At 73.4% G+C, this 25323-nt stretch carries 14 protein-coding genes and 1 pseudogene; 10 read left to right on the top strand and 5 right to left on the bottom strand.

Annotated features, from left to right (window positions below; genetic code table 11):
* The first annotated feature begins 143 nt into the window (after positions 1-143).
* Together glgX and ASE27_RS04580 are read left to right on the top strand one after the other, a co-directional pair.
* Positions 144-2531: a glycogen debranching protein GlgX gene (gene glgX / locus ASE27_RS04585; protein ID WP_056646292.1), complete on the top strand. Its 2388-nt coding sequence runs from the start codon at positions 144-146 to the stop codon at positions 2529-2531.
* 103 nt (positions 2532-2634) lie between these two features.
* Positions 2635-4395, top strand: a complete 1761-nt coding sequence (locus ASE27_RS04580; RefSeq protein ID WP_082608490.1) for an FAD-binding dehydrogenase — start codon at positions 2635-2637, stop codon at positions 4393-4395.
* Positions 4396-4438: 43 nt separating this feature from the next.
* On the opposite strand, the gene ASE27_RS04575 is transcribed toward ASE27_RS04580, so the two are convergent.
* On the bottom strand, positions 4439-5203 hold the full coding sequence (locus tag ASE27_RS04575) for a hypothetical protein (RefSeq protein ID WP_056646288.1): 765 nt from the start codon (positions 5201-5203) through the stop codon (positions 4439-4441).
* 64 nt (positions 5204-5267) lie between these two features.
* Between ASE27_RS04575 and ASE27_RS04570 the strand changes: the two genes are divergently transcribed.
* Positions 5268-6440 carry a hypothetical protein gene (locus tag ASE27_RS04570; RefSeq protein ID WP_056646285.1) on the top strand — a complete coding sequence of 391 codons (1173 nt, stop codon included), beginning with the start codon at positions 5268-5270 and terminating at the stop codon, positions 6438-6440.
* Positions 6441-6597: 157 nt separating this feature from the next.
* Positions 6598-7524: a hypothetical protein gene (locus ASE27_RS20125; protein WP_157257368.1), complete on the top strand. Its 927-nt coding sequence runs from the start codon at positions 6598-6600 to the stop codon at positions 7522-7524.
* Between the two features lie 88 nt (positions 7525-7612).
* On the opposite strand, the gene glgP is transcribed toward ASE27_RS20125, so the two are convergent.
* Positions 7613-10198 (bottom strand): alpha-glucan family phosphorylase, encoded by a 2586-nt coding sequence (glgP, locus tag ASE27_RS04560; protein ID WP_056646279.1) that lies wholly within the window; start codon positions 10196-10198, stop codon positions 7613-7615.
* Between the two features lie 168 nt (positions 10199-10366).
* Here glgP and ASE27_RS04555 point away from each other — a divergent pair, with 168 nt between their 5' ends.
* The 6 genes from ASE27_RS04555 to glgB all read left to right on the top strand — a co-directional run bounded on the left by ASE27_RS04555 (position 10367) and on the right by glgB (position 21482).
* On the top strand, positions 10367-12520 hold the full coding sequence (locus ASE27_RS04555) for an alpha-1,4-glucan--maltose-1-phosphate maltosyltransferase (RefSeq protein ID WP_082608554.1): 2154 nt from the start codon (positions 10367-10369) through the stop codon (positions 12518-12520).
* Positions 12521-12666: 146 nt separating this feature from the next.
* The gene (gene treS, locus ASE27_RS04550; protein ID WP_056646824.1) at positions 12667-14367 is read left to right on the top strand and encodes a maltose alpha-D-glucosyltransferase; all 1701 of its coding nucleotides are present in this window, start codon (positions 12667-12669) and stop codon (positions 14365-14367) included.
* 68 nt (positions 14368-14435) lie between these two features.
* Entirely contained in the window at positions 14436-15995 is a 1560-nt protein-coding gene (locus tag ASE27_RS04545; protein ID WP_056646277.1) for a hypothetical protein, read from the top strand.
* 124 nt (positions 15996-16119) lie between these two features.
* Positions 16120-17682, top strand: a complete 1563-nt coding sequence (locus ASE27_RS04540) for a glycoside hydrolase family 2 protein (protein WP_056646274.1) — start codon at positions 16120-16122, stop codon at positions 17680-17682.
* A 4-nt stretch (positions 17683-17686) separates the two neighbouring features.
* Positions 17687-19039: a hypothetical protein gene (locus ASE27_RS04535; protein ID WP_056646270.1), complete on the top strand. Its 1353-nt coding sequence runs from the start codon at positions 17687-17689 to the stop codon at positions 19037-19039.
* A gap of 139 nt (positions 19040-19178) precedes the next feature.
* A complete protein-coding gene (glgB, locus tag ASE27_RS04530; protein WP_056646267.1) occupies positions 19179-21482 on the top strand; it encodes a 1,4-alpha-glucan branching protein GlgB in 2304 nt (767 codons plus the stop codon).
* Between the two features lie 129 nt (positions 21483-21611).
* Here glgB and ASE27_RS19675 read toward each other — a convergent pair.
* The 3 genes and pseudogenes from ASE27_RS19675 to ASE27_RS04515 all read right to left on the bottom strand — a co-directional run.
* A pseudogene (locus ASE27_RS19675) lies at positions 21612-22517 on the bottom strand (tetratricopeptide repeat protein); the annotation flags it as partial.
* Positions 22518-22649: 132 nt separating this feature from the next.
* Positions 22650-23669 carry a hypothetical protein gene (locus ASE27_RS04520; RefSeq protein WP_056646261.1) on the bottom strand — a complete coding sequence of 340 codons (1020 nt, stop codon included), beginning with the start codon at positions 23667-23669 and terminating at the stop codon, positions 22650-22652.
* Positions 23666-25087, bottom strand: coding sequence for a hypothetical protein (locus ASE27_RS04515; protein ID WP_056646257.1), 1422 nt, complete (start codon positions 25085-25087; stop codon positions 23666-23668). The genes ASE27_RS04520 and ASE27_RS04515 overlap by 4 nt, the downstream gene beginning before the upstream one ends.
* Positions 25088-25323: the final 236 nt, after the last annotated feature.

Genomic DNA, 25323 nt, shown 5'->3' with positions numbered 1-25323 from the left:
GGGACGAACCCGCACGCCAGGCCCCTTGCGAGGACGCGGCACAGTCGAAACCCTACCGGGCAGGGCGCCGCAGCCGGGTGAGATCTTGCGCACGACCACGTGCTGAGCACGAACCGTCCACGACCGGGCGTCACAATGGAGGGGTGCAAGCGCTTGCCCCCACCCCCCGCCCCCGCCCCTCGCACGGTCCGGTCGCGCCGCTCGGCGTCCACCTCGCCGGAGACGGCGTCGACGTGGCCGTGCTCGCGTCGCACGCGAGCGCCGTCGACCTGTGCCTGCTCGACGTCTCCCCCGACGGCGAGATCCACGAGAGGCGCGTCGCGCTCGACGGGCCGAGCTACGGCGTCTGGCACGCCCGTGTGCCCGGGGTGCGCGAGGGCCAGCGCTACGGCTTCCGCGCCCACGGCCCCTGGGACCCTGCGGCCGGGCTCCGGTACAACCCCGCGAAGCTGCTCCTCGACCCGTACGCTCGCGGGCTCCTGGGCGAGCTCGACGAGGACCCCTCGACGCGCGGGCACGTGACCGAGCGCGACGCGTCGGGCGTGCTCGTCGGCGACCCGGAGGGCCCGGCCGACCCGCGCGACTCCGCGACCCACGTGCCGCACTCGGTCGTCGTGGCCCCGCGCACGAACCACCCGCCCGTGCGCCGCCCGCAGGTCCCCTGGGCCGACACCGTGCTGTACGAGGCGCACGTGCGCGGCCTGACCATGCAGCTCGAGGCCGTGCCCGAGCCCCTGCGCGGCACCTACGCGGGGCTCGCGCACCCTGCCACGATCGCTCACCTGCGGGACCTGGGTGTCACGACGATCGAGCTCCTGCCGATCCACGCGTTCCTCTCCGAGCCGCACCTCTTGGCCCAGGGCCTCACCAACTACTGGGGCTACTCGACGGCTGGGTTCTTCGCGCCGCACGCGCCCTACGCGACGCGCGCCGCGCAGAAGGCCGGGCCGGGGGCCGTGGTCGACGAGGTCCGCGGCATGGTCCACCTGCTGCACGAGGCCGGGATCGAGGTCGTGCTCGACGTGGTGCACAACCACACGTGCGAGGGCGGGGTCGACGGGCCTCACCTGTCGTGGCGCGGCCTCGACAATCCCGTCCACTACCTGCACGACGGCGCGACGCCCGCCCGGCTGGCGGACGTCACCGGGACGGGCAACAGCCTCGACTTCCGGCGTGCCCGCGTGGTGCAGGCGACGCTCGACTCGTTGCGGTACTGGGCGCAGGAGATCGGGGTCGACGGCTTCCGGTTCGACCTCGCGGTGACCCTGGGCCGGGGGCCCGGCGGGTTCGACCCCGACCACCCGTTCCTCGTCGCGCTCCAGACCGACCCCGTGCTGAACGGGCTCAAGCTGATCGCCGAACCGTGGGACGTGGGCCCGGGCGGCTGGCGGACCGGGCAGTTCCCGGCCCCCCTGGCCGAGTGGAACGACCGCTTCCGCGGGGCCGTGCGCCAGTTCTGGCTCGCCGACCCCCGCGAGGCCTCGCACGGGCGTCTCGGCCAGGGCGTGCGCGAGCTCGCGACCCGCCTGGCAGGGTCCGCGGACCTGTTCGGTCACAGCGACCCGCCGCTGATGCGCGGACCGGTCGCATCGATCAACTTCGTGACGGCCCACGACGGCTTCACGCTCGCCGACCTCGTCGCCTACGAGCACAAGCACAACGAGGCCAACGGCGAGGGCAACCGGGACGGCAGCGACGACAACCGGTCCTGGAACCACGGCATCGAGGGGCGACTGTCGGACGAGGACGCCACGATCCGAGGGCTCGAGCACGGAGGCTTCGAGCCCGGGCTCGTCATCGCTCCCCTGCGGCGGCGCTCGATCCGCAACCTCATGGCCACGCAGATCCTGGCGGCCGGCACGCCCATGCTCACGGCGGGCGACGAGATGGGCCGCACCCAGCGGGGCAACAACAACGCCTACTGCCAGGACGGGCCGCTGTCCTGGGTGAGCTGGGACCTGTCGCCCTGGCGCAAGGACCTGCTCGCGACCACGACCCACCTGCTGGCGCTGCGCCGAGAGCACGCCGCGCTGCGCAGCGACGCGTTCTTCCACGGCAGACCGCGGCATGCCGCCGAGGACGCCGTGCCGGACCTCGCCTGGTTCGACGCGGCGGGGCGCCCCCTCGACCACGACGCCTGGCACGACCCCGGCTTCCGGGTCCTGCAGATGCTGCGCACGGGCCCGGGCGAGGGGGACAAGGACGTGCTCGTGGTGGTCAACGGGGCGCTCGACACGGTCGAGGTCACGCCGGCCGCGGTCCCGGGTCGGGGCGAGGACGGGGCAGCGGGATGCGCCTGGGAGCTCGCGTGGGACTCCGACTGGGAGCACCCGACCGAGGGCGAGCACGGGGTGGACGGCCTCGAAGGCAGCGGGGGCGGCGAGGGCACGGCCTCCGCCGACCGGGCTCCGGCCGACCGGGCTCCGGCCGACCAGGCCGACCAGGCCGACCAGGCCGACCCTGCCGACTCGCCGTCCGTCCTGCTCGAGCCCCTCAGCATGCAGGTCTACGTCTCGGCCGAGCGCCCCTGAGGCCGCCGAGGTAGAGGGCTGGCGTCGAGGTAGAGGTCCTGGGACCACTACCTCGACGCCCGGCCTCTACCTCGCGACCGGGCGCGGGGTCTAGTCTCTGCGCATGAGTGACAACGACGTCAGCATCCCCGACCCGACCGCATCGCGCCCTGCCCCCGGGAGCGCTCCCAGTCCCGGAGCGACCGACTCTGCCGAGGTCATCATCGTCGGCGCGGGCCTGTCCGGGCTCGTCGCCGCGACCGAGCTCACCGCGGCGGGCCGTCACGTGATCCTCCTCGACCAGGAGCCCGCCGCGAGCCTGGGCGGGCAGGCCTTCTGGTCCTTCGGCGGGCTGTTCCTGGTCGACTCGCCCGAGCAGCGCCGCATGGGGGTCAAGGACACCCCCGAGCTCGCCCTCGACGACTGGCTCGGCTCGGCGCAGTTCGCGCCGGGGGCCGCGGAGGGCACGGGGCCGGACCGCTGGGGCTACGCCTGGGCCCGGGGTTTCGTGGACTTCGCCGCGGGGGACATGCGCTCGTGGCTGCACGGCAAGGGCGTGCGCTGGTTCCCTCTCGTCCAGTGGGCCGAGCGGGGCGGCTACCCCGCGGGCGGGCACGGCAACAGCGTGCCGCGGTTCCACGTCACGTGGGGCACCGGTCCGGGCATCCTCGAGCCCTTCGTCCGCGCGGCCCTCGACGCCAGGGAGGCCGGGCTGCTCGACATCCGCTTCCGGCACCGCGTGACCGAGCTCGTGGTGACCGACGGCGCCGTCACCGGGGTCCGGGCCGAGATCCTGGCCGACGACCCGGTCGAGCGCGGCGTGCCCTCGGTGCGCGAGGTCGTGGGCGAGGTCGAGCTGTCGGCGAGCGCCGTCGTCGTCTCCTCCGGGGGGATCGGCGCGAATCACGACCTGGTCCGCGCGAACTGGCCTGCGAGCGCGGGCGTCCTGCCCCAGCGCATGCTCTCGGGCGTCCCCGACTCGACCGACGGGCTCATGCTCGGCGTCACGCGTGACGCCGGCGCGGCCCTGGTCCACGAGGACCGCATGTGGCACTACCCCGAGGGCATCGCGAACCACTCGCCCGTGTGGACCCACCACGGCATCCGCATCCTGCCCGGACCCTCGTCGCTGTGGGTCGACGCGCACGGTCACCGGTTGCCCGCCCCGCTGTTCCCCGGGTTCGACGCGCTGGGCTCGCTCCAGCACGTCACGGGCCGCGCCGACGACCACTCCTGGTTCGTGCTCAACAAGGCCATCATGGAGAGCGAGTTCGCACTGTCGGGCTCGGAGCAGAACCCCGACCTGACCGGCCGGAGCGTGCGGCTGCTGGCCCAGCGGGTGCTGCCCGGGGCGGTCGGGCCGGTCGCCCGGTTCGCGGCCGAGTCCCCCGAGTTCGTGTGGGGCGCGAACCCGACCGAGCTCGCCGCCGGGATGAATGCCCTGACCGACGCGACCCCCGGCTCGCAGGGGCACATCGACGCGGTCGAGCTCGAGCGGCTGGTCCGGCTGCGCGACGACCAGGTGCGCTCGGGCCTCGGCAAGGACCACCAGGTCGTCGCGACCGCGATGGCCCGCAAGTTCTTCGTGGACCGGGTCATCCGCGTCTCCCCGCCGCGCCCGCTCACGACGCCCAAGGACGGGCCCATGCTCGCCGTGCGGCTCTCGGTCCTGACCCGCAAGACGCTCGGCGGCCTGCACACCGACACCGACGGTCGCGTGCTGCGCCCTGACGGCTCGGTGTTCGAGGGCCTGTACGCCGCGGGCGAGGCCGCGGGGTTCGGGGGCGGGGGCGTGCACGGCCACCGGGCGCTCGAGGGGACGTTCCTCGGCGGGTGCCTGTTCTCGGGGCGGACGGTGGGGCGCGCGCTCGCGCGGAGCCTGTAGGTCCGGGGGCGGCCGCACGTCCGGCGAGGAAGGACCGCGCCCGTCACCAGTCCGCGGGCATCTGCACCGGGTCGCCCGGGCTCACGCGCGACGCGCGCAGCCCGGGCACCTCGAGCAGCGCCGCGACGAGCTCCTCGCTGCCCCCGAGGTCGGTGGCCACGGTGTCGAGCTCGGTGCACACGAACCAGGACCGGTCCTGCGGCCACCACAACGTGGGCGACTGGTGGAGCGACGCGAACGCGGCGGCCTGCGCGAGCGGCCCGTGCCACAGGTGGTAGGCGCGGTGCGGCAGCTCGAGCATCGGCGCCGCGGGGCGCTCGACCTGGTGCGCGGCCCGCAGCGCGCGCACCCGGGCCTCGGCCTGCGCCTGCGCGAGCGCGAACGAGGACCCCGGCGCGTCCCCCTCGCCCACGTCGTCGATCCCGAACGAGAGCAGGGCGAACGACGTCGAGTCCTCGGGCCGTGCCGCGTGGTCGTACAACCACCCGTACCCGGTCCACAGCGCGAAGTGGCACAGCTGGTCGCCCGTGAACGGCGCGAGGGCGTCCATCAGCAGATCCATCTGCTCGGGTCCCGACTCGTCGCTCCGACCCAGGTAGAGCGACCCGATCCCCTCCTCCTCCTCGGCCCACGCGGGCACGTCGGGGATGCGCGCGTACGCGGCGTAGCCCGACGGGACGCAAGACCCGACGGTCCCCCACTCCCCCAGCCGGGGTCGGATCCAGTCGCCGGCCGACGCGTCGTCGTCCCACGCGACCTTGCCGAAGGGCGGGGGGAGGTCGGGGAGGTGAGCGACGTCGTCGGGCATGAGGCGAACGTAGCCGCGGCGAGGCCGCCCGGCCAGCGGACCGCGCTGCCGGTACGCTCCCGGCATGAACCTGCCCGACGGCGCCGCTCCCCCCGGTCCCCCGGCCGACGGTCCGGGAACGGCCGAGCTCGACGTCGCCGGCTGCGAACGCGTCCTGCGACGCAACGGTCTGCCCCTGCTCCTCGAGGACCACTCGGCGCGCCGCGACGTGTTCGGCCGGTCGGCCCCCTTCCTCGTCGTCGTGCTGCTGCTCGAGCTCACGGGCGCCGTGAACGGCGGGTGGACGTGGTGGGGCAACCTGCTCGCCGTGGCCGGCGGCGCGGTGCTGATCGCCGCGGCCTACGTGGGGCTCAACGTGCTGCGCGGCCGGCACTGGTCGACGCTGCCGCAGGACGTCGGCGGGCCAGAGCTCGCGTTCTTCGTGCTCGTGCCGGCCGTGCTGCCCGCGGTGTTCGGGGGCGAGTGGGGGGCCGCGCTCGTCACGGCCGGCGGGAACCTGCTGCTGCTGGGGCTCGTGTGGATCGTGGTCGCGTACGGCGTCGGCTCGTCGCTGTGGTGGGGGCTCGCGCGCATCGTCGACGAGCTCGGGGCGTCGCTCGTGCGGCTCGTGCGGCTCCTGCCGCTGCTGATGGTCTTCTCCCTCGTCCTGTTCTACAACGCCGAGGTGTGGCAGGTCTTCAGCCGGACCGGCGGGGCCGCGGGCGTGATCCTGGGGACGTTCTTCGCCGGGCTCATCGTGCTGTTCGTGGGGCTGCGCCTGCCGACCGAGGCCCGGAACGCCCTGCGCGCGGCCGCCGACGGGGTGCCGGGGGCCGCGGCGCTCCCGCCGCTGACCCGCAGCCAGCGGTTCAACGTGGCCGCGATGATCGGCGTCTCCCAGCTCCTGCAGGTGCTCGTGGTCAGCGCCGGCATGGGGCTCTTCTTCGTCGCGCTCGGGACCCTGACCGTGACGCCCGAGGTCATGGACCTGTGGGGCATCGACGGGCAGCGCGTGCTGCTGACGTTCGACCTGTCGGGGAGCCCGCTCGTGGTCACGCAGACCCTCGTGCGGGTGTCGGTCGCGATCGCGACGTTTACTGGCCTGTACTACGCGATCTCGGTCCAGGTCGACGCGGTGTACCGCGAGGAGTTCGTCGAGGGGATCGGGGAACAGCTGCGGGAGGTGCTCGCGACGAGGGTGCGGTACCTGGGGCTGCTCGGGGGCGCTTCTGCGTCGAGGCGCGAGGCAGAGGGCTGACGTCGAGGGTGACGTGTTCCGTCGAGATAGAACCTACTGCGTGAGGTAGAACGCGCTGCGTACTACTTCGACCAGGACGTTCTACTTCGCCCCCCGGTTGTCCACAGATACCCAGTCGCCCCACCCCATGCCTTCGATCACGGGCACGCTGAGCAACATGGCACGACCAGAAACCACTCGTCAGGTCCCGCCCGCGCTGCGCTACGAACCGGCGACCCGGGCTCGGCTCGAGAGGAGCCGACGCGCCGGACAGGTGGTGCGTGTCCGCCCAGGGGTCTACCTGCCGCTCCCGACCGGCGAGGGGCACGCACGGCGACGCGAGGCCGAGGTGCTCGCGAGCGTGCGAGGAGTCGTGGAGAGGCTCGCCACCTCCTACTGGCTGAGCCACGAGACAGCAGCCCTCCTGTGGGGGTGCTGGACCTGGCGGCTGGGGCGGCTGGTCCATGTGACACAGCTTGCGAATCCCAGCGTGCGCCGCGACTCCGACCCGGCCACCCGACGGCACTGGACGGCTTTGCCAGAGCGTGACCGGCACGACCTGGACGGTATCCCGGTCACCTCTCTGGAGCGGACCGTGGTCGACTGCGCTCGTTCGCTGCGGCCGTCCAGCGCCCTGGTCGTCGCCGACTCTGCGCTGCGTCTCGGTGCCGACGTCCGGCTGCTCGACCAGATCCTCGACGAGTCGGCAGGAAAGCGCGGGGTGATCCAGGCGAGGCAGGTCCTCCAGCTTGCCGATGCCCGGTCGGAGTCCCCCGGTGAGACCCTCGTGCGCTGGTTTGCTCTCGACGCCGGCCTCCCGCCGCTCGTCCCCCAGTTCTGCGTCAAGACCTGGCGCGGCGAGTTCCGGCTCGACCTCGCCTGGCCCGAGCTTCGCGTCGGGCTCGAGTTCGACGGCGTGGTCAAGTACGCCGGTGGTATGGGCGACCCTGCAGGACGCCTGCTCGCCGAGAAGAAGCGCGAGGACGCGCTTCGAGAGGCAGGGTGGACGATCCTTCGCGTGACCTGGGAGGACCTGAAGGATCCAGAACGCCTCGTGGGTCGGCTCCGTGCGGCCAGACGGCTGGCTCGCGAACGTGCGAGGTAGAACGCGCCGCGTGAAGTAGAACGTAGGGGGTTCTACCTCGCGCAGCGCGTTCTATCTCGACAGCGTTCTACCTCGGCAGCACAGCCGGTCAGGCGTTCGCGACCAGCCCCAGCTCCGCGACGCTCGCGAGCCCCTCGTGCTGGGGGACGATCCGCACGGTGTACCCGAACGGACCCGACGCCTCCAGCCGCACCGACCCGGCGAACGCCGCCCGCCCCGCCTCGTACGTCTCGGCGAGCTCGAGCGGCTCGGCCGTGAAGGTCTCGATCACGTCGGCCTCGGTCACGCGACCGTGGACCACCTGGACCTCGACGTCGCCGGGCTGCAGGTCGCCGAGCGACACGTAGGCCTTGACCGTCAGGAGGTCGCCGACCTGCGGGACCTCGCGGATGCCGCTCGACTCGACGTGGTCCACCCGGACGCGCGACCAGTCGCCGCGCACGTGCTGCTTCCACGCCGCGAGCTCGCGAGCGGGCTCGAAGCCCGGGGCGTTGAGCGTGCGCCCGGCGACCGCCGCGGGCCCGTACAGGCGGTGCACGTAGTCGGCGACCATGCGCGTGGCCTGAACCTTGGGGCCCAGGGTCGCGAGCGTGTGCCGCACCATCTGGAGCCAGCGCCCCGGCACGCCCTGCTCGTCTCGGTCGTAGAAGCGCGCGGCGACCTGGGTCTCGATGAGGTCGTAGAGCGCGGCCGCCTCGAGGTCGTCACGACGCTCGGTGTCCTCGACGCCGTCCGCCGTGGGGATGGCCCAGCCGTTCTCGCCGTCGTACCACTCGTCCCACCACCCGTCGAGGATGGACAGGTTGAGCCCGCCGTTGAGCGCGGACTTCATGCCCGACGTGCCGCTCGCCTCGAGCGGGCGCAGCGGGTTGTTGAGCCACACGTCGCAGCCCGGGTAGAGCGACTGCGCCATGCCGATGTCGTAGTTCGGCAGGAACACGATGCGACCACGCACGTCGGCCTCGTCCGTGAACCGGACGAGCTGCTGGATGAGCCGCTTGCCCTGGTCGTCGGCGGGGTGGGACTTGCCGGCGACGATGAGCTGGACGGGCCGCTCGGGGTCGAGCAGCAGCGAGCGCAGGCGCTCGGGGTCGCGCAGCATGAGCGTGAGCCGCTTGTAGGTGGGCACGCGGCGCGCGAACCCGATGGTCAGGACGTCGGGCGAGAGTGCGTCGTCGACCCAGCCGAGCTCGGCGGGGCTGGCCCCGCGCTCGCGCCAGGACCTGCGCAGCCGGTTGCGGGCCTCGTCGACGAGCTGCCCGCGCAGCTCGCGGCGCATGTCCCACAGCTCGGCGTCGGTCACGGCGTCGGGGTTCAGCCAGCCCGACGACGCGGCGTCGGCCGTGAGCTCGTCGAGCCCCAACTTCTCTGACTCGAGCGCAGCCATCCTGGGGTCGACCCACGTGGGTGAGTGCACGCCGTTGGTCACCGACGTGATGGGGACCTCGCGCGAGTCGAAGCCCGGCCACAGCCCGTTGAACATGCCGCGCGAGACCTCGCCGTGCAGGAGCGAGACGCCGTTGGCGCGCCCGCCCAGGCGCAGGCCCATGACGGCCATGTTGAAGACCGTCGGGTCCCCGCCGTCGTAGTCCTCGGCGCCGAGCGAGAGGACCTGCTCGACATCGATGCCGGGGATCTGGTTGTCCCCGCCGAAGTACTGCGAGACGAGGTCCCGGCCGAACCGGTCGATGCCCGCGGGCACGGGCGTGTGGGTCGTGAAGACCGTCGCGGCCCGTACGGCCTCGAGGGCCGCGTCGAACGTGAGGCCCGCGCCCGTGACGAGCTCGCGGATGCGCTCGACGCCCAGGAACCCGGCGTGCCCCTCGTTGGTGTGGTAGACCTCGGGCTCGGGGGCCCCCGTCAGCCGTGACCACAGGCGCAGCGCGCGCACACCGCCCACGCCGAGCAGCAGCTCCTGCTGGAGCCGGTGCTCGCCGCCGCCGCCGTAGAGGCGGTCGGTGACCTTGCGGGCGGCCTCGTCGTTGCCCGGCACGTTGGAGTCGAGCAGCAGCAGCGGCACACGGCCGACCGCCGCGACCCACACGTGCGCGTGCAGGACGCGCCCGCCGGGCAGGTCGATCGAGACGCGCGCGGGGGTGCCGTCGTCCTCGCGCAGGATGGTCAGCGGCAGCCCGTCCGGGTCGAGCAGCGGGTAGGTCTCGACCTGCCAGCCGTCGCGTGTGAGGGACTGGCGGAAGTAGCCCGCGCCGTAGAGCAGCCCGACGCCGACGATGGGCACGCCCAGGTCGGACGCGCTCTTGAGGTGGTCGCCCGCGAGGATGCCGAGCCCGCCCGAGTACTGCGGCAGCACCGAGGTGATGCCGTACTCCGGGGAGAAGTAGGCGATCGCCGCGGGGAGCGCCTCGCCCCCCGCGACCTGCTGCTGGTACCACAGGGGGTCCTGGAGGTACCGGTGCAGGTCCGCTGCGGCCGCGCGCACGCGCTCGACGAAGCCGTGGTCGGCTGCGAGCGCCGCGAGCCGGTCCGGCCCGAGCGCTCCCAGCAGCGCCACGGGGTCGCGCTTCACGGAGTCCCACAGCTGCGGGTCGATCCCGGAGAAGAGCTCGCGCGTGGGGGCGTGCCAGGACCAGCGCAGGTTGAGGGACAGCTCGTCGAGGTCGTGCAGCTCGGCGGGCAGGACGGTGCGGACGGTGAAACGTCTGATCGCTCTCACGGGTCCGACAGTACGCAACAGTCGGTCGCGGCACACCCCCTGCCCACCACCTCTCTGTAACGCTTGCATGAACTTTCACCCGCCTGTCGGGCGACGAGCGGGTGGAGGTTCGGCGCCACACCCGCTCTGTGGGTGCCGCTCACGGCCCACGCTCGATACCTTGTGCAGGTGCCTGAGAACCTCGCGACCCCCGCGACCGCCCGCCCGAACGCGTCCGCCGTCGCCTCCACGACCGCGTCCCCCCGCAGGACGAGCACGGTGCCCCCTACGGCGCCCCGCCCGGTCCCCCCGGTGGCTCCCCGGCAGGCTCCCCCGATCGCGCCGGCCGCCCCGATCGGTCGCATCCCGGTCCTCGACGTCTCCCCCGTCGTCGAGGGCGGGCGCTGGCCCGCCAAGGCCGCGGTCGGCGAGGTCGTCCCGGTCGAGGCCACGGTGTTCCGCGAGGGGCACGACGCGGTCGCGGCGACCGCGGTGCTCGTCGCCCCGGACGGCAGCGACCACTCGTGGGCGCACATGGTCGACGTGGCCCCGGGCCTCGACCGCTTCCGCGCGACGCTCTCGCCCGACGCCCCGGGCGCCTGGTCGTTCCGCGTCGAGGCGTGGTCCGACCCGTACGGCACCTGGGCGCACGACGCCGCGATCAAGGTCGCGGCGGGCATCGACGTCGAGCTCATGCTCGCCGAGGGCGTCGCGCTCTTCGAGCGCATCACGGCCCTGGCGGGGCTGAGCCCGCAGGACGCGAAGACCCTGCACGACGGCGCAGCCGCCCTCGCGGACCCGTCTCGTCCCTCGCCGGCTCGTCTCGCGGCGGCCCTGTCGCCCGAGGTGCGCGACGCCCTGGCCCGCACCCCGCTGCGGGACTTCGTGACGCCGTCGGGCACGTACCCGCTCGTGGTGGACCGGCCGCTCGCCCTCGCCGGGGCCTGGTACGAGATGTTCCCCCGCTCCGAGGGCGCGCGACGCCTCAAGGACGGGACCTGGCGGTCGGGCACGTTCACGAGCGCCGCGCGGCGCCTGCCCGCGATCGCCGCCATGGGCTTCGACGTGGTCTACCTGACGCCCGTGCACCCCATCGGCACCGCGCACCGCAAGGGTCGCAACAACTCGCTCACCGCGCTCCCGGGCGACCCGGGGTCGCCCTACGCGATCGGCTCGAAGGACGGCGGGCACGACGCGATCCACCCCGAGCTCGGCAGCGAGCGGACCTTCAAGGCCTTCGTGAAGGAGGCCCGCCGCCTGGGCATGGAGGTCGCGCTCGACCTCGCGCTCCAGTGCTCGCCCGACCACCCCTGGGTCACCGAGCACCCCGAGTGGTTCACGACGCGCGTCGACGGCTCGATCGCCTACGCCGAGAACCCGCCCAAGAAGTACCAGGACATCTACCCGCTGAACTTCGACAACGACCCGGCGGGCATCTACGCCGAGGTGCTGCGCGTCGTGCGGGTCTGGATCGCGCGCGGCGTCACGGCGTTCCGGGTCGACAACCCGCACACCAAGCCGCTCGAGTTCTGGGAGTGGCTGCTGGCCGAGGTCCGCGCCACCCACCCGGAGGTGATCTTCCTGTCGGAGGCGTTCACCAAGCCCGCGATGATGCTCACGCTCGCGCACATCGGGTTCCACCAGTCGTACACGTACTTCACGTGGCGCAACGAGAAGACCGAGCTCGCGGAGTACCTCGCCGAGGTCTCGGGGCCGGCCGGCTCCTCCATGCGTCCGAGCTTCTGGCCCACGACGCACGACATCCTGCCGCCGTACCTGCAGCACGGCGGCGTCGCCGGGTTCGCGGTGCGGGCCGTGCTCGCGGCCCTCGGCTCGCCCACCTGGGGGATCTACTCGGGCTACGAGCTCGTCGAGAACGTGCCGCGCCCCGGCGTCGAGGAGCAGATCGACAACGAGAAGTACGAGTACAAGCCGCGCGACTGGGCGCTCGCGGAGGAGATCGGCATCTCGACCCTCCTCACGCGGCTCAACGAGGTGCGCCGCGAGCACCCCGCGCTGCGTCAGCTCCGCAACCTCACGATCCACCCCACGAGCAACGACCAGGTCCTCGCGTTCTCGCGTCACCTGCCGGCGCGCGTGTCCCCGGCCGGGACGCCCGAGCCCGCGGACACCGTGATCGTGGTCGTCAACCTGGACCCGTGGGGCACGCAGGAGTCAATGGTCCACCTCGACCTCGCGGCGCTGGGCGTGCCGGCCGAGCACGGGCAGTTCGTCGCGCACGACCTCCTGAGCGGTACCTCGTACGGGTGGGGGCAGGACGTGTACGTGCGGCTCGTGCCGCAGGAGCAGGTCGCGCACGTCATCCACGTGGGCGCGCCGTGACGGCGCCCCCGTACCTGTCGTCCCCCGGGGGCCAGGGGCCGTCCGCCACGTCGGGCGGAGTGCCGGGCGGCACCTCGGGCGGTGCCGCCCGGGACGGGCACGCCGCCGGCCCGGCTCCCGTCGCGCCCGCGACGGCCCCTGCTCCCCTGCCCGTGGGCGCACTGCCTCCCCAGCGGCAGCCGGCCGCGCCCCTGGCGCAGCGCGGGGGCCTGTCCGACGACCCCTCCTGGTACCGGACCGCGGTGTTCTACGAGGTCCTGGTCCGCGCGTTCTCGGACTCGTCGGGCGACGGCTCGGGCGACCTGCGCGGGCTCATCGAGCGGCTCGACTACCTCCAGTGGCTCGGGATCGACGCCCTGTGGCTGCCGCCGTTCTACCCCTCGCCCCTGCGCGACGGCGGGTACGACGTGGCCGACTACACCGCGATCGCGGGCCAGTACGGCTCCATGTCCGACTTCACCGAGCTCATCGCCGAGGCCCACTCGCGCGGCATCCGGATCGTGATCGACCTGGTCATGAACCACACGAGCGACCAGCACCCGTGGTTCCAGGCCTCGCGCGCCGACCCCGAGGGCCCCTACGGCGACTTCTACGTGTGGAGCGACGACAACACGCGCTACCAGGACGCGCGCATCATCTTCGTGGACACCGAGACGAGCAACTGGACGTTCGACCCGGTGCGGCGCCAGTACTTCTGGCACCGGTTCTTCTCGCACCAGCCGGACCTCAACTTCGAGAACTCGCGCGTCGCGGACGCCATGCTCGACGTGACGCGGTTCTGGCTGCAGGTGGGCGTGGACGGGTTCCGGCTCGACGCGGTCCCGTACCTGTTCGAGGCCGAGGGCACCAACTGCGAGAACCTGCCCGAGACGCACCGGTTCCTGCGGCGCGTGCGCGAGATGGTCGACACCGAGTTCCCCGGCCGGATCATCCTCGCCGAGGCCAACCAGTGGCCCGCGGAGGTCGTGGACTACTTCGGCACCGAGGAGGAGCCGGAGTGCCACATGTGCTTCCACTTCCCCGTGATGCCGCGCATCTACTACGCGATCAAGGACCAGCGGGCCAACCAGATCGTGGACATCCTGCGCGACACCCCGCCCATCCCGGCGGGCGCCCAGTGGAGCACGTTCCTGCGCAACCACGACGAGCTCACGCTCGAGATGGTCTCGACCGAGGAGCGCGCGTCGATGTACGGGTGGTACGCCCAGGACCCGCGCATGCGCGCGAACGTCGGCATCCGCCGCCGCCTGGCCCCGCTCCTGGACAACTCGCGCAAGGAGATCGAGCTCGCGCACGCGCTGCTCCTGTCGCTGCCCGGCAGCCCGTGCCTGTACTACGGCGACGAGATCGGGATGGGCGACAACATCTGGCTGCCCGACCGCGACGCGGTCCGCACGCCCATGCAGTGGACGCCGGACCGCAACGCGGGCTTCTCGACGGCCGACCCGGGCAAGCTCTACCTGCCGCCGATCCAGTCGCTCGTGCACCACTACGGCTACGTCAACGTCGAGGGCCAGCTCGCACAGCCCACGTCGCTGCTGCACTGGGTCCACGGGATGCTCGCGGTGCGCCGCCTGCACCCCGCGTTCGGCGACGGCGCGCAGGTCACGCTCAGCACCGACAACGACGCGGTGCTCGCGTTCCTGCGCCGCAACGAGGCCGAGACGATCCTGTGCGTCGCGAACCTCGCGTCCACGGCGCGCACCGCCACGATCCACCTGCCCGAGCACGCGGGGGCGACGCTCACCGACGTGTTCGGCGGGGCACCGTTCCCCCCGGTGGGCGAGGACGGCGACGTCGTGATGACATGGGGGTCGAGGGACTTCTACTGGCTCACGGTGTCGTAGATGCCGACGTCGACGGCGTCGTAGGGACCGGGCCGGCAGCCCTCGCCCGGACGGCAGAAGGAGCTGACGTGGTGCCGAAGACCGTCTCGTCCCCGCCCGTCGCGTCCCGCCACGGACCGCTCGGGTCGCCGCAGCGCGCTCCGGTGCCCGACGCGCGCCTGCTGGGGCTGCTCGACGCATGGCTGCCGGCCCAGCGCTGGTACCCCGTCAAGGGGCTCGCGGTGCGCCACGTCCCGTGGCTGAGCTTCGCGCTCACCGATCGCTGCACGCTGCACCTGCTGCGCGTCGTGGGCGAGGGCCTCGACCTCGTGATCCAGGTCCCGCTCGTCCTCACGCCTGCGGGTCGGCTCGCGGCCTCAGGCGAGCCGGCCTCTCCCGACGCCGGGCCCGCCACGGGCGCCCAGGACCCGGCTCGCACGCCCCTGCCGGGCTTGGTCGGCTTCGTCCCGGGCCCGCCCGCCCGGCCCGGGGACCCGCTCGGCGCGCCGCTCGCGGTGCACGACGGCGCCACGCACCCCGACCTGTGGGTGGCCCTCCTCGCGGCGCTCGAGCCGGCTGAGGGTGACCGTGCGGGAGGACCGGGCGAGAGCCCGGACCTGGCCGGGGCCCGGACGGTCGGCGGCGAGCAGTCCAACACGTCGGTGATCCTGCCCGGCGTCGTGGGGGGCTCGATCCTCAAGATCCTGCGGACGGTCGCGATCGGCAAGCACCCCGACGTCGTGGTCCCGGACGCGCTCGCGCGGGTCGGGTGGACCGGCGTCCCTCGCCCGCTCGGCTGGGTCGAGGCCTCGTGGGACGCGGTCGACGTCCCCGGCCGACCCGCCGGGCCGGGCGCGCCGGGCCCAGGGCCGGCGGCCGGGCAGGCCGGGGCGACCGCACGGACGGCGCACCTCGCGATCCTCAGCGAGCTCGTGACCGACGCCCAGGACGGGTTCGAGCTCGCGTGCGCCTACGCGTCCCAGGACCGGTCGTTCGCCGATCTCGCGGCCGACCTCGGCGCGACGCTCGCGAGCATGCACGGCGCGCTGCGCGTGGCCCTGCCGACCGGGCCACCGCTCGAGGCGGGCTGGCTGCTGGGCGACCTGCGCCGTCGGGCCCGTGAGGCCTGCGCGGGCTCGATCCCGCTCGCACGGCGTGCCCCGCTCGTCGAGGCGTTCCTCGACCAGGTCGGCGAACGCCTGGCGCGCGACGACGCTCCCCCGCCCCTGCTCCAGGCGATCCACGGTGACATGCACCTGGGCCAGGCGCTGCACGCGCGCGGCGACGGCTGGAAGATCCTCGACTTCGAGGGCGAGCCCCTGCGGCCCGTGTCCGAGCGCACGCGCCCGGACCTGCCGCTGCGCGACGTCGCGGGGATCGTGCGCTCGCTCGACTACGCGGCGGCGGTCGGCGGTGCCCGCTCACCTCGCTGGACGACGACGGCGCGCACCGCGTTCGTCGAGGGCTACCGGCGGGCCGTGGGCGAGGACGACGGGACGGCCGGGCTCTCGCTCGCGACGACCGAGGCCCTGCTGCGGGCGCTCGTCCTCGACAAGGCCCTGTACGAGGTCGTGTACGAGTCGCGCAACCGGCCCGCGTGGGAGCCGATCCCGCTCACGGCCGTGGACCGGCTGCTGGGCGGGCGGTAGGCAGGGCAACGCACGACGCCCGTTCCCCGGTGTCGCCGCACGCACCGGTGCGACCGGGAGCGACGCGCCCCGAGGCATGATGGTGCCGCGGTTCGACGACGATCCCTCACCCTTGGAGCCACCCGTGACCTCGGCCCCCGCCTCCCCCACCCCGACGGCGCTCGACGGCGACACGTCTCCCCTGCGGAGCCTCGAGCGCCGCGAGCTGCACACGGGCTGGACCGTGCGGGCCGTGGCCGGCCCTGTCCCGGCCCACCTCGCCGCACGCCTCGACGCCCCGGTCCCCGCGACCGTCCCCGGCACGGTGCACACCGACCTCGTCACGGCCGGGATCGTCCCCGACCCCTACCTCGACGACAACGAGCACGTGCTCGCCTGGATCGGTCGCTGCGACTGGGAGTACCGCACGACCTTCGAGTGGTCCCCGGACGGCCACGAGCGCCACGACCTGGTCGCCGACGGGCTCGACACCGTCGCCGCCGTGAGCCTCAACGGATACCTGCTCGCCGAGACCGCGAACCAGCACCGCACCTACCGCCTGCCGGTCGACGAGCACCTGCGACCGGGCACCAACGAGCTCGTCGTCCGGTTCGCCTCGCCGCTCGCGTACGCCGCGGCGCAGAGCGTGGCCATGAGCTACCGCCCGCACACCAATCCCCACCCGTTCAACGCGATCCGCAAGATGGCGTGCAGCTTCGGGTGGGACTGGGACCTGGAGACCGCGACGTCAGGCATCTGGCGTCCCCTCGCGCTCGAGGCGTGGTCGGGCGCCCGGCTCGCGGCCGTGCGGCCCGTGGCGACGGTCGAGGGCTCGGCGCACACGCCGCCCGTTGCCGACGCCCCGGTCGCGGCACGCCTCGCCGTCCACGTCGACCTCGAGCACGCGGTGCGCGCCGAGGGGAGCGGCGGCGTGGCCGTCGAGATGCCTGCTGCCGTCGACGTCCGGGTCGCGGTCCACGTCGCGGGTCTCGTGACGACCGCCCTGGTCCCGGCGGGCGCCACGTCCGCGGTCGTCGACGTCGACCTCCCGGCCGTGCGGCGCTGGTGGCCGCGCGGGTTCGGCGAGCAGCCCCTGTACGAGGTCACGGTCGAGCTCCTGGCCGACGGGGGCGCCGACGCCGTCGTCGCCCCCTTCCCGACGACCGAGCCGACCACCTCCCCGGCTGCCGCCGCACCGCGCGAACCGCGCGCCGTCGTCGGGCCCCTCGACGTGCGACGCCACCGCGTGGGCTTCCGCACCGTCCGCCTCGAGATGGAGCCCGACGAGCACGACGGAGAGCCCGGCACGTCCTTCGTGATCGTCGTCAACGACCAGCCCGTGTTCGTGCGCGGCGCCAACTGGATCCCCGACGACGCGTTCCCGCACCGCGTCACGCGCGAGCGGTACGCCGCGCGGATCGCCCAGGCCGAGCAGGCGAACATCAACCTCCTGCGGGTCTGGGGCGGCGGCATCTACGAGGCCGACGACTTCTACGACCTGTGCGACGAGCGCGGCATCCTCACGTGGCAGGACTTCCTGTTCGCGTGCGCGGCCTACGCCGAGGAGGAGCGGGGGTCTCGCGGCTGTCCATGCCGGACAAGGATGCGACGAGCGCGGCATCCTCACGTGGCAGGACTTCCTGTTCGCGTGCGCGGCCTACGCCGAGGAGGAGCCGCTGCGCAGCGAGGTCGAGGCCGAGGTCCGTGACAACGTGGTCCGCCTGGCCCCGCACCCGAGCCTCGTTCTGTGGAACGGCAACAACGAGAACCTGTGGGGCTTCCACGACTGGGACTGGCAGCCGCGCCTCCAGGGCCGCACGTGGGGCCTGGGCTACTACACCGGGCTGCTGCCCGCGCTGCTCGCGGAGCTCGACCCGGGCCGCCCCTACACGCCGGGCAGCCCGTGGTCGGGGACGCTCGAGCTGCACCCCAACCTCGACGCGCACGGCTCGGTGCACCTGTGGGACGCGTGGAACCGCCAGGGCTACGAGGTGTACCGCGACCACGTCGCGCGCTTCGTCGCCGAGTTCGGCTGGCAGGGCCCGCCCACCTGGTCGACGCTGCGCGACGCCCTGTCGGACGACCCGCTCACGCCCGAGTCGCCCGGGATGCTCGTGCACCAGAAGGCCGCGCAGGGCAACGACAAGCTGACCGACGGCCTGCTCCCCCACTTCGCGCTGCCCGACGACATGGACGACTGGCACTGGGCCATGTCCCTCAACCAGGCGAACGCCCTGACGGTCGGGATCGAGCACCTGCGCTCGTGGAGCCCCCGCTGCGCGGGCTCGATCGTGTGGCAGCTCAACGACTGCTGGCCCGTCACGTCGTGGGCCGCGGTCGACGGCGCGGGTCGCGCCAAGCCGTTGCTGTCCGCGCTCCGGCACGCGTACCGGGACCGCGTGGTCACGCTCCAGCCCCGCAGGCCCGACGGCGGCGCACACGTCCCCGGTGGCCCCTCGGTCCTCGCGGTGGTCGTCGTCAACGACTCGCCCGACGCCTGGGGCGGGACGCTCGTCCAGCGCCGCGTGCGCTACGACGGGACGGTCCTCGCGGAGACGAGCGCCGTCGTCGGGCTGGCGCCGCGCGAGACGCGCACGCTCCTGCTGCCCGACGACGTCGCGACGGTCGCGAGCGCTCGCGACGAGCTGGTCGTCGCGACCCTGGGCGACGAGCGCGGGCTGTGGTTCTTCGCCGAGCCGCGCGACAGCGCGCTCACCGGCTCCGGCCCGGACGCCTCGGTGCGGGTGCTGGAGCGGGCGGGCGACCCGGCGCTCCCCGTGCCCGGGTCCCTGCGGACCGCCGCCCGGTCGAACGGGCCCGCATACCGCTACGAGGTCGCCGTCACGGCCCGCGAGCTCGCGCGCGACGTCGCGCTGCTGGCCGACAAGGTGCACCCCGACGCGACCGTGGACGACCAGCTCGTGACGCTCCTGCCCGGCGAGAGCGTCACGTTCACCGTGACCTCCCCCGAGGCCCTCGACCCCGAGGCACTCGTCTCCCGCAGCGTCCTGCGCTCGGCCAACCAGCTCGTCCCGGGCACCGACGCCACGCGCGGTGACGCGTGACCCCACCCGCCTGCCGCGACCCCGACCGCGGCCCCTCGACCCCCGCGCCGCCCCTCGGCCCGGGTGAACCCGGGCCGCCACCGCCGCGACGCGGCGCGGGGAGTGCACAAGCAGCCCGGCGACGTGGAAAGGTTGGGCCATGACCGGGTCATCGACACCTCCGAGCTCCCTCCCACCGCTCCCCGTCGTCCCTGCCGATCCCGCGGCGCTCGCGGCCGTCGCGCAGGGACGGTCCTTCGACCCGCACGGGGTCCTCGGCCCGCACCTGACGGCCGTCCCGCTCCCCGGCGGCCGCACCGGCGGCGCGGCCACGGTGCGCGTCCTGCGCCCGCTCGCCGACGAGGTCACGATCGTGACCCTCGACGGCGAGTTCGCCGCGACGCACGAGCAGGACGGGATCTGGGTCGCGGTCGTGCCCGCCGCGGTCGACGAGCCGCTCGGCGCCGACGCCCAGGCGGCGCCCGTGCTGCACGCCCCGGACTACCGGGTCCGCGCGCGCTACGGCGAGACCACGACCCTCCAGGACGACCCCTACCGGTTCCTCCCGACCCTCGGCGAGGTCGACCAGCACCTGCTGCGCGAAGGCCGCCACGAGGAGCTGTGGACGGTCCTGGGTGCCAACCCCACGACCTACCCGAGCGTCCTGGGCGAGCCCGGCTCCCCCGGCACCACGAGCGGCACCGCGTTCGCGGTCTGGGCCCCCAACGCGCGCGCCGTGCGCGTCATCGGCGACTTCAACCACTGGCAGGGCACGACGCACGCCCTGCGCGCTCTGGGCGACACCGGGGTCTGGGAGCTGTTCGTGCCCGGGATCGGCCCCGGCACGCTCTACAAGTACGAGATCCTCACCCCTGGCGGGACGTGGCTCCAGAAGGCCGACCCCCTGGCCAAGGGCACGCAGGTCCCGCCCGCGAACGCGAGCGTCGTGGTCGAGTCCCGGCACGAGTGGACCGACGCCGAGTGGATCGCCGAGCGCACGGCCCGCGACCCGCACACCGGTCCCGTGAGCATCTACGAGGTGCACCTGGGCTCCTGGCGGCAGGGGCTGAGCTACCGCGAGCTCGCGGAGCAGCTCACCGCGTACGTCCTCGAGACGGGGTTCACGCACGTCGAGCTCATGCCCGTGGCCGAGCACCCCTACGGCGGCTCGTGGGGCTACCAGGTCACGAGCTACTACGCCCCGACCTCGCGGTTCGGGCACCCCGACGACTTCCGCCACCTCGTCGACACGCTGCACCGCGCCGGGATCGGCGTGATCCTCGACTGGGTCCCCGCCCACTTCCCCAAGGACGAGTGGGCGCTCGCGCGGTTCGACGGCACCCCGCTCTACGAGCACCCCGACCCGCTGCGCGGTGAGCAGCCCGACTGGGGCACGTACGTGTTCGACTTCGGGCGCAACGAGGTGCGCAACTTCCTCGTCGCCAACGCGACGTACTGGTTCGAGGAGTTCCACGTCGACGCGCTGCGCGTCGACGCCGTCGCCTCGATGCTCTACCTCGACTACTCGCGCAACCCCGGCCAGTGGCACCCCAACGTGCACGGCGGGCGCGAGAACCTCGAGGCCATCGCGTTCCTGCAGGAGACCAACGCGACGGCCTACCGCCGCACGCCCGGCGTCATGATGATCGCCGAGGAGTCCACGGCCTGGCCGGGCGTGACGCGCCCCACCGACGCGGGCGGCCTCGGGTTCGGGCTCAAGTGGAACATGGGCTGGATGAACGACTCCCTGCGCTACGTCGCCGAGGAGCCCATCAACCGGCGCTACCACCACCACGAGATCACGTTCTCGATGGTCTACGCCTACTCCGAGCAGTTCGTCCTGCCCATCAGCCACGACGAGGTCGTGCACGGCAAGGGCTCGCTCTACGGCAAGATGCCCGGCGACGACTGGCAGAAGCGGGCGGGCGTCCGCTCGTTCCTCGCCTACCAGTGGTCCCACCCCGGCAAGCAGCTGCTCTTCATGGGCTGCGAGATCGCGCAGCACGCCGAGTGGAACGAGGCCGCGAGCCTCGACTGGGCGGGGCTCGGCGACCCCGGCAAGGCCGGGGTGCAGCGCCTCGTGCGCGACCTCAACGACCTCTACCGGCGCACGCCCGCCCTCTGGGCGCTCGACCACGACCCGGCGGGCTTCGAGTGGCTCGACGCCGAGGACGCCGACCACAACGTCCTGGCGTTCCTGCGTCGCGACGGGGCCGGGAACCAGGTCGCCGTCGTCGTGAACTTCGCGGGGACCCCCCACGAGGGCTACCGCCTCGCCCTGCCGCACGGCGGGCGCTGGCGAGAGGTCCTCAACACGGATGCCGAGGTCTACGGCGGCTCGGGGGTCGGCAACCTCGGCGAGGTCGAGTCCGAGCCGCGGCCCTGGAAGGGCCGCGCGTCCTCGGTCGTCCTGCGCGTGCCACCGCTCGGGGCGCTCTACCTCGAGCCCGTCCCGAGCGACTGAGCCCAACCCGCTCGCGGGGCCGCGTCGGCGCTCCGGCGAGCTCCGGTCGGGTGGCTCCCTGAACGACGAAGGGCCTCGGCACCGAGGTCGACGACCACGCCGTCCTCCGCGAGGATCACGCGGTCGGCGGGCACGCCCGTCTTGGGGGCCGAGGATCTCGAAGTAGTCGACGAGGCGCAGGCGCAGCGTCTCCTTGTCCTCGGCGCTCGCGCCGGGCAGGAGGTCGAGCAGACGACCGAACGCGTCCTCGACCTTGCCGCCCAGCATGTCCATGTCCGCGACGTCGAGCTGCGCGGCGAGGTCGCTGGGCCTCGCGGCGGCCGCCTCGCGCGTCGCCTGGAGGTCGAGGTCGCGCGTGCGGCGCAGCAGGCCCACCTGTGCGAGGCCGGCGGCCGCGAGGTGGTCCCGCGGGTCTTGCTTGATGGCCTTCTGGTACGCCGCGACGGCGGCCTCGAGGTCGTCGCGCTCGATCGCGTCGAACGCCTCCTGGTGCAGCGGCGGGAGCTCGGGCTCGGGCTCCGCGGCCACCTCTGCGTCGGGGTTCGGTGCCCCCTGCGCGGGAGCACGGCCCGTGACGCCGTTGCCCTCGGCGATCTGCAGCACCTGCTGCAGGACCGCGCGGACCTGGTCGCCTGCGGCGGCACCCTGGAAGAGCGGGACCGGCTGGCCCCCGACGATCGCCACGACCGTCGGGACGCTCTCGACCTGGAAGGCCGCGGCGATCTGCGGGTAGGTCTGGGCGTCGACGCGGCCCAGGAGGAAGCGGCCCGCGAACTCCTCCGCGATCGCCCCCAGCTCGGTGCCGAGCTGCGCGTTCGCCTGGTCGGTCGGGATCCACAGCAGGACCACGACCGGGTACTGCGTGGAGTCCTGGACGAGCTGCGGGAACGTCTCCTCGGTCACGTCGACGACGTAGCCGCCGGCCTCGGGCGCACCGCCGGGCGTCCCGGGCGGGGGCGCCGACGGACGGTTCAGGGACGACAGGTCGACGGCGCCGCGCACGTCGAAGTTCGGCTGCTGGCTCGGTTGGCTCATGCGCTCATCCTAAGGAAGATCGTGCTGCCGCGACGCGGCAGCTCGGCGAGGGGGTCCGACGACGACCGGCGGTCGCCGAGGTCCGACGGCGACAGGGCTGCATGCCCCGACCTGCCGGACCTCGGCACCGACCTACGAGGTCGCGACAGACGTGACGATGTTCTCCATGCCGAGCACCTGGACGCCCGTGGTGGCGTCGGCCGGCGGGATGTACATCGCGACCATGGTCGTGTAACCCACGTTGAGGACGTTGGTCGGAGGAGTCGCCCCGAAGAGGGCCTTCTCCGTCTCGGTGCCGGGCGTGATCTTCGCGCCCTCCTCCGCGGTGCGGGTCTCGAGTGCCGTCATCGCGGCCATGACCATCGCTCCGCCGTCGGCCGTGCGCACCGCGCGCGCCTCGTCCGGCGTGGGCGTGAACGTCATGGTCTGCGTGCCCGCCGCCGTGGCGAGCGGTGCCGCCTGCGTCTCCGCGTTGGTCGCGACCCAGGCACGCAGCGGGTCGTCGGCGAACGAGGCTGCGAAGCCCGAGCCCGCCCCCAGGTTGAGGACGTCGGCGTACTGCGCGACGGCGTCCGTGGGCGTCATGAGGAGCGACGGGTCGTCGAGCGGGACGGACTCGCTGCCCACCGCGGAACCCGCGAAGCTCGGCAGCTTGACGCTCGGGAACAGGCGCACCCAGGCCCACAGCTTGTACGGGTCGCGCGCCGTTGACTGCTCGTACCCGAGGAGCCGCGGGGACTGGAGGTCCTCGGGCTGCTCGGTCACGGCGTAGGCCTGCCGGGGCCAGGAGTCGGTCGTCGTGATGATGTCCTGCTGGACGGCCGTGGGCAGGACCGTCACCAGGTCGCCGTTGCCGCGGGCCGCGGCCACGCCGAGCTGGCTGGTGCGCAGCGACAGCGCGGGCCCCGTGAGCCGGGTGGCGAGCTGGGAGGGGTCGCTGTTCGCGTTGGCCGCCTCGAGGGTCGCGCCGACGGCCTCACGGACCTCGGCCATCTGCTCGACGGTCAGCGCGGGCTCTGCGCTCGCCGAGCTGTCGTCGACGGTGGGGGTGGGAACGGGCGACGTGCAGCCTGCGAGCAGGATCGCGCCGAGGACGGCGCCGGCCACCGCGGCCGTGCGGGCCGTGGAGCGGCGGGAGTTGCGCTGGCTCATCGGTCTCCTCCGGTCGAGTCGGGGTTCTGGGTCTGGTCGTTCTCGTCGGACGCGGCGGGCTGGGCGGCCTGCGTCTGGCCGAAGCCCCACGCCTGGCGCCACGCGTCGGCTCGGGCGGTGGCCGAGCTGCCACCGGCGGATCCGGCGTCCTTCTCGGCCGAGGGGCCGGGGACGACCGGCTGTGCGGCCGTGGCGTTCTTCTCGCGTCGCACGACCGGGATCTGACCTGTCATCCATCGATTCCGCGGACGCTGTGCCCGCGCGTCCTCCTGGGCGCGGCGCTCGGCCTCGAGACGATCCCTCTCGGCCTTCTCGCGTAGCTCACGGCGAGTGAGGGTCCCGGTCGCGCCGGTCTGGGCGGGCGGTTCCGGCGCGATCGTCTGTGGCTGCCCGTCGGACTCGGTCGACGTCGCCACGCGGCCGGGCCATCCGGCGTCGGCGCGACGCTCGGTCGGTGCGGCTGGGCTGGTGTCCCCGGTGCCGCTCGTGCTCTCCGGTGCCCCGGAGCCGGTACCGGTGCGAGCCGTCCGACTCTTGCCCTTCGTGCGGCTCTTCTTCTTGCTGCCGCCGCCGTTCGTGTCCTTGTCCTTCTTACCACCCATGAACGAGAGGACACCGATGGCCAGCCCGGCGACCAGGAGCAGCGAGCCACCCGCGATCCCCGGCCACTGCCATGGGGTCGAGACCTCACGGGCCCAGGTCAGGGTCACCACGGGGCTCGCCGGGTCCTCGCCGGTGCCGGCCGCGAGCAGGCTCCAACGGCCCGGACGGTCGGACCAGCGCAGGCTGACCTCTCCCGCACCGGCAGTCTCGGCGAACCACATGTCGGAGCCGGCGGGGTCCACGCCCACGGCGGGCGCCTCGGTCGTGGCGTCCACAGCGGCGTCGCCCTCCGCGGGTGCTTCCCCCTCGGCAGGCGCCTCGCCCTCTGCGGGTGCTTCCCCCTCGGCAGGCGCCTCACCCTCTGCGGGGGCTTCCCCCTCAGCAGGAGCCTCACCCTCTGCGGGGGCTTCCCCCTCAGCAGGAGCCTCACCCTCTGCGGGGGCTTCCTCCTCGGCGGGCGTCGTCGTGGCGACCGACTTCGTCGCGAGCGTGTCCCAGTCGGTGAGGCCCGTGATGACGGAGTGCGCGTCCGTGCCGACCCACCCGGTGACATCGACGTCGCGCCCGATCACGAGCGTGACGGGCTTCCCGTCCGCTGTCTTCGCCGTGACGGTCACGTCACCGTCGACCAGGTCGAGGACCCCGGGCTCCGAGACGACCAGCGGCGACGAGCCGTCGGCAGCGGCCGTCGCGACGACCGTCTCGCTCTCGCGCCAGAGGGTCGCAGAGGCGACTCCTGTGCCGATCCCTACCAGGCCGAGCACGATCAGGCCGGCGGCCAGGATTCGTTGAAGCACCGAGTTTCCCTTCGTCATGGACATTCCACAATAGAGGCGAACGCCTGCTGGATTCGAAAGTTCGCCGGATGGCGACGATCGCCGCAGACCCTTCACGAAGTCCCCGCGACACCGTGACGCTACCCATTCCGGGTATTCAGGACACAGTTGGGCCACGTATCCTGGGTGACGATCCACAGGTCGGGCGACCCGGTACCCCCACCGAACGATACGTCCCGACAACAGCGCTGGCGTGGACCAGCCCGAAGCGGAAG

This window comes from Oerskovia sp. Root918 (assembly GCF_001428945.1).
Classification (GTDB): Bacteria; Actinomycetota; Actinomycetes; order Actinomycetales; family Cellulomonadaceae; genus Oerskovia; species Oerskovia enterophila.
The sequence above is the reverse complement of the archived record's forward strand: the minus strand, read 5'-3'. Positions and strand labels throughout refer to the sequence as shown.

What these genes read in the sequence shown, in the direction of transcription:
- ASE27_RS04570 (WP_056646285.1), top strand. Translation starts at nt 5,268, where the DNA reads ATGAACCTGCCCGACGGCGCCGCTCCCCCCGGTCCCCCGGCCGACGGT.
- glgB (WP_056646267.1), top strand. Translation starts at nt 19,179, where the DNA reads ATGACCGGGTCATCGACACCTCCGAGCTCCCTCCCACCGCTCCCCGTC.
- ASE27_RS04520 (WP_056646261.1), bottom strand. Translation starts at nt 23,669, where the DNA reads ATGAGCCAGCGCAACTCCCGCCGCTCCACGGCCCGCACGGCCGCGGTG.
- ASE27_RS04515 (WP_056646257.1), bottom strand. Translation starts at nt 25,087, where the DNA reads ATGACGAAGGGAAACTCGGTGCTTCAACGAATCCTGGCCGCCGGCCTG.
- ASE27_RS04580 (WP_082608490.1), top strand. Translation starts at nt 2,635, where the DNA reads ATGAGTGACAACGACGTCAGCATCCCCGACCCGACCGCATCGCGCCCT.
- ASE27_RS04575 (WP_056646288.1), bottom strand. Translation starts at nt 5,203, where the DNA reads ATGCCCGACGACGTCGCTCACCTCCCCGACCTCCCCCCGCCCTTCGGC.
- ASE27_RS20125 (WP_157257368.1), top strand. Translation starts at nt 6,598, where the DNA reads ATGGCACGACCAGAAACCACTCGTCAGGTCCCGCCCGCGCTGCGCTAC.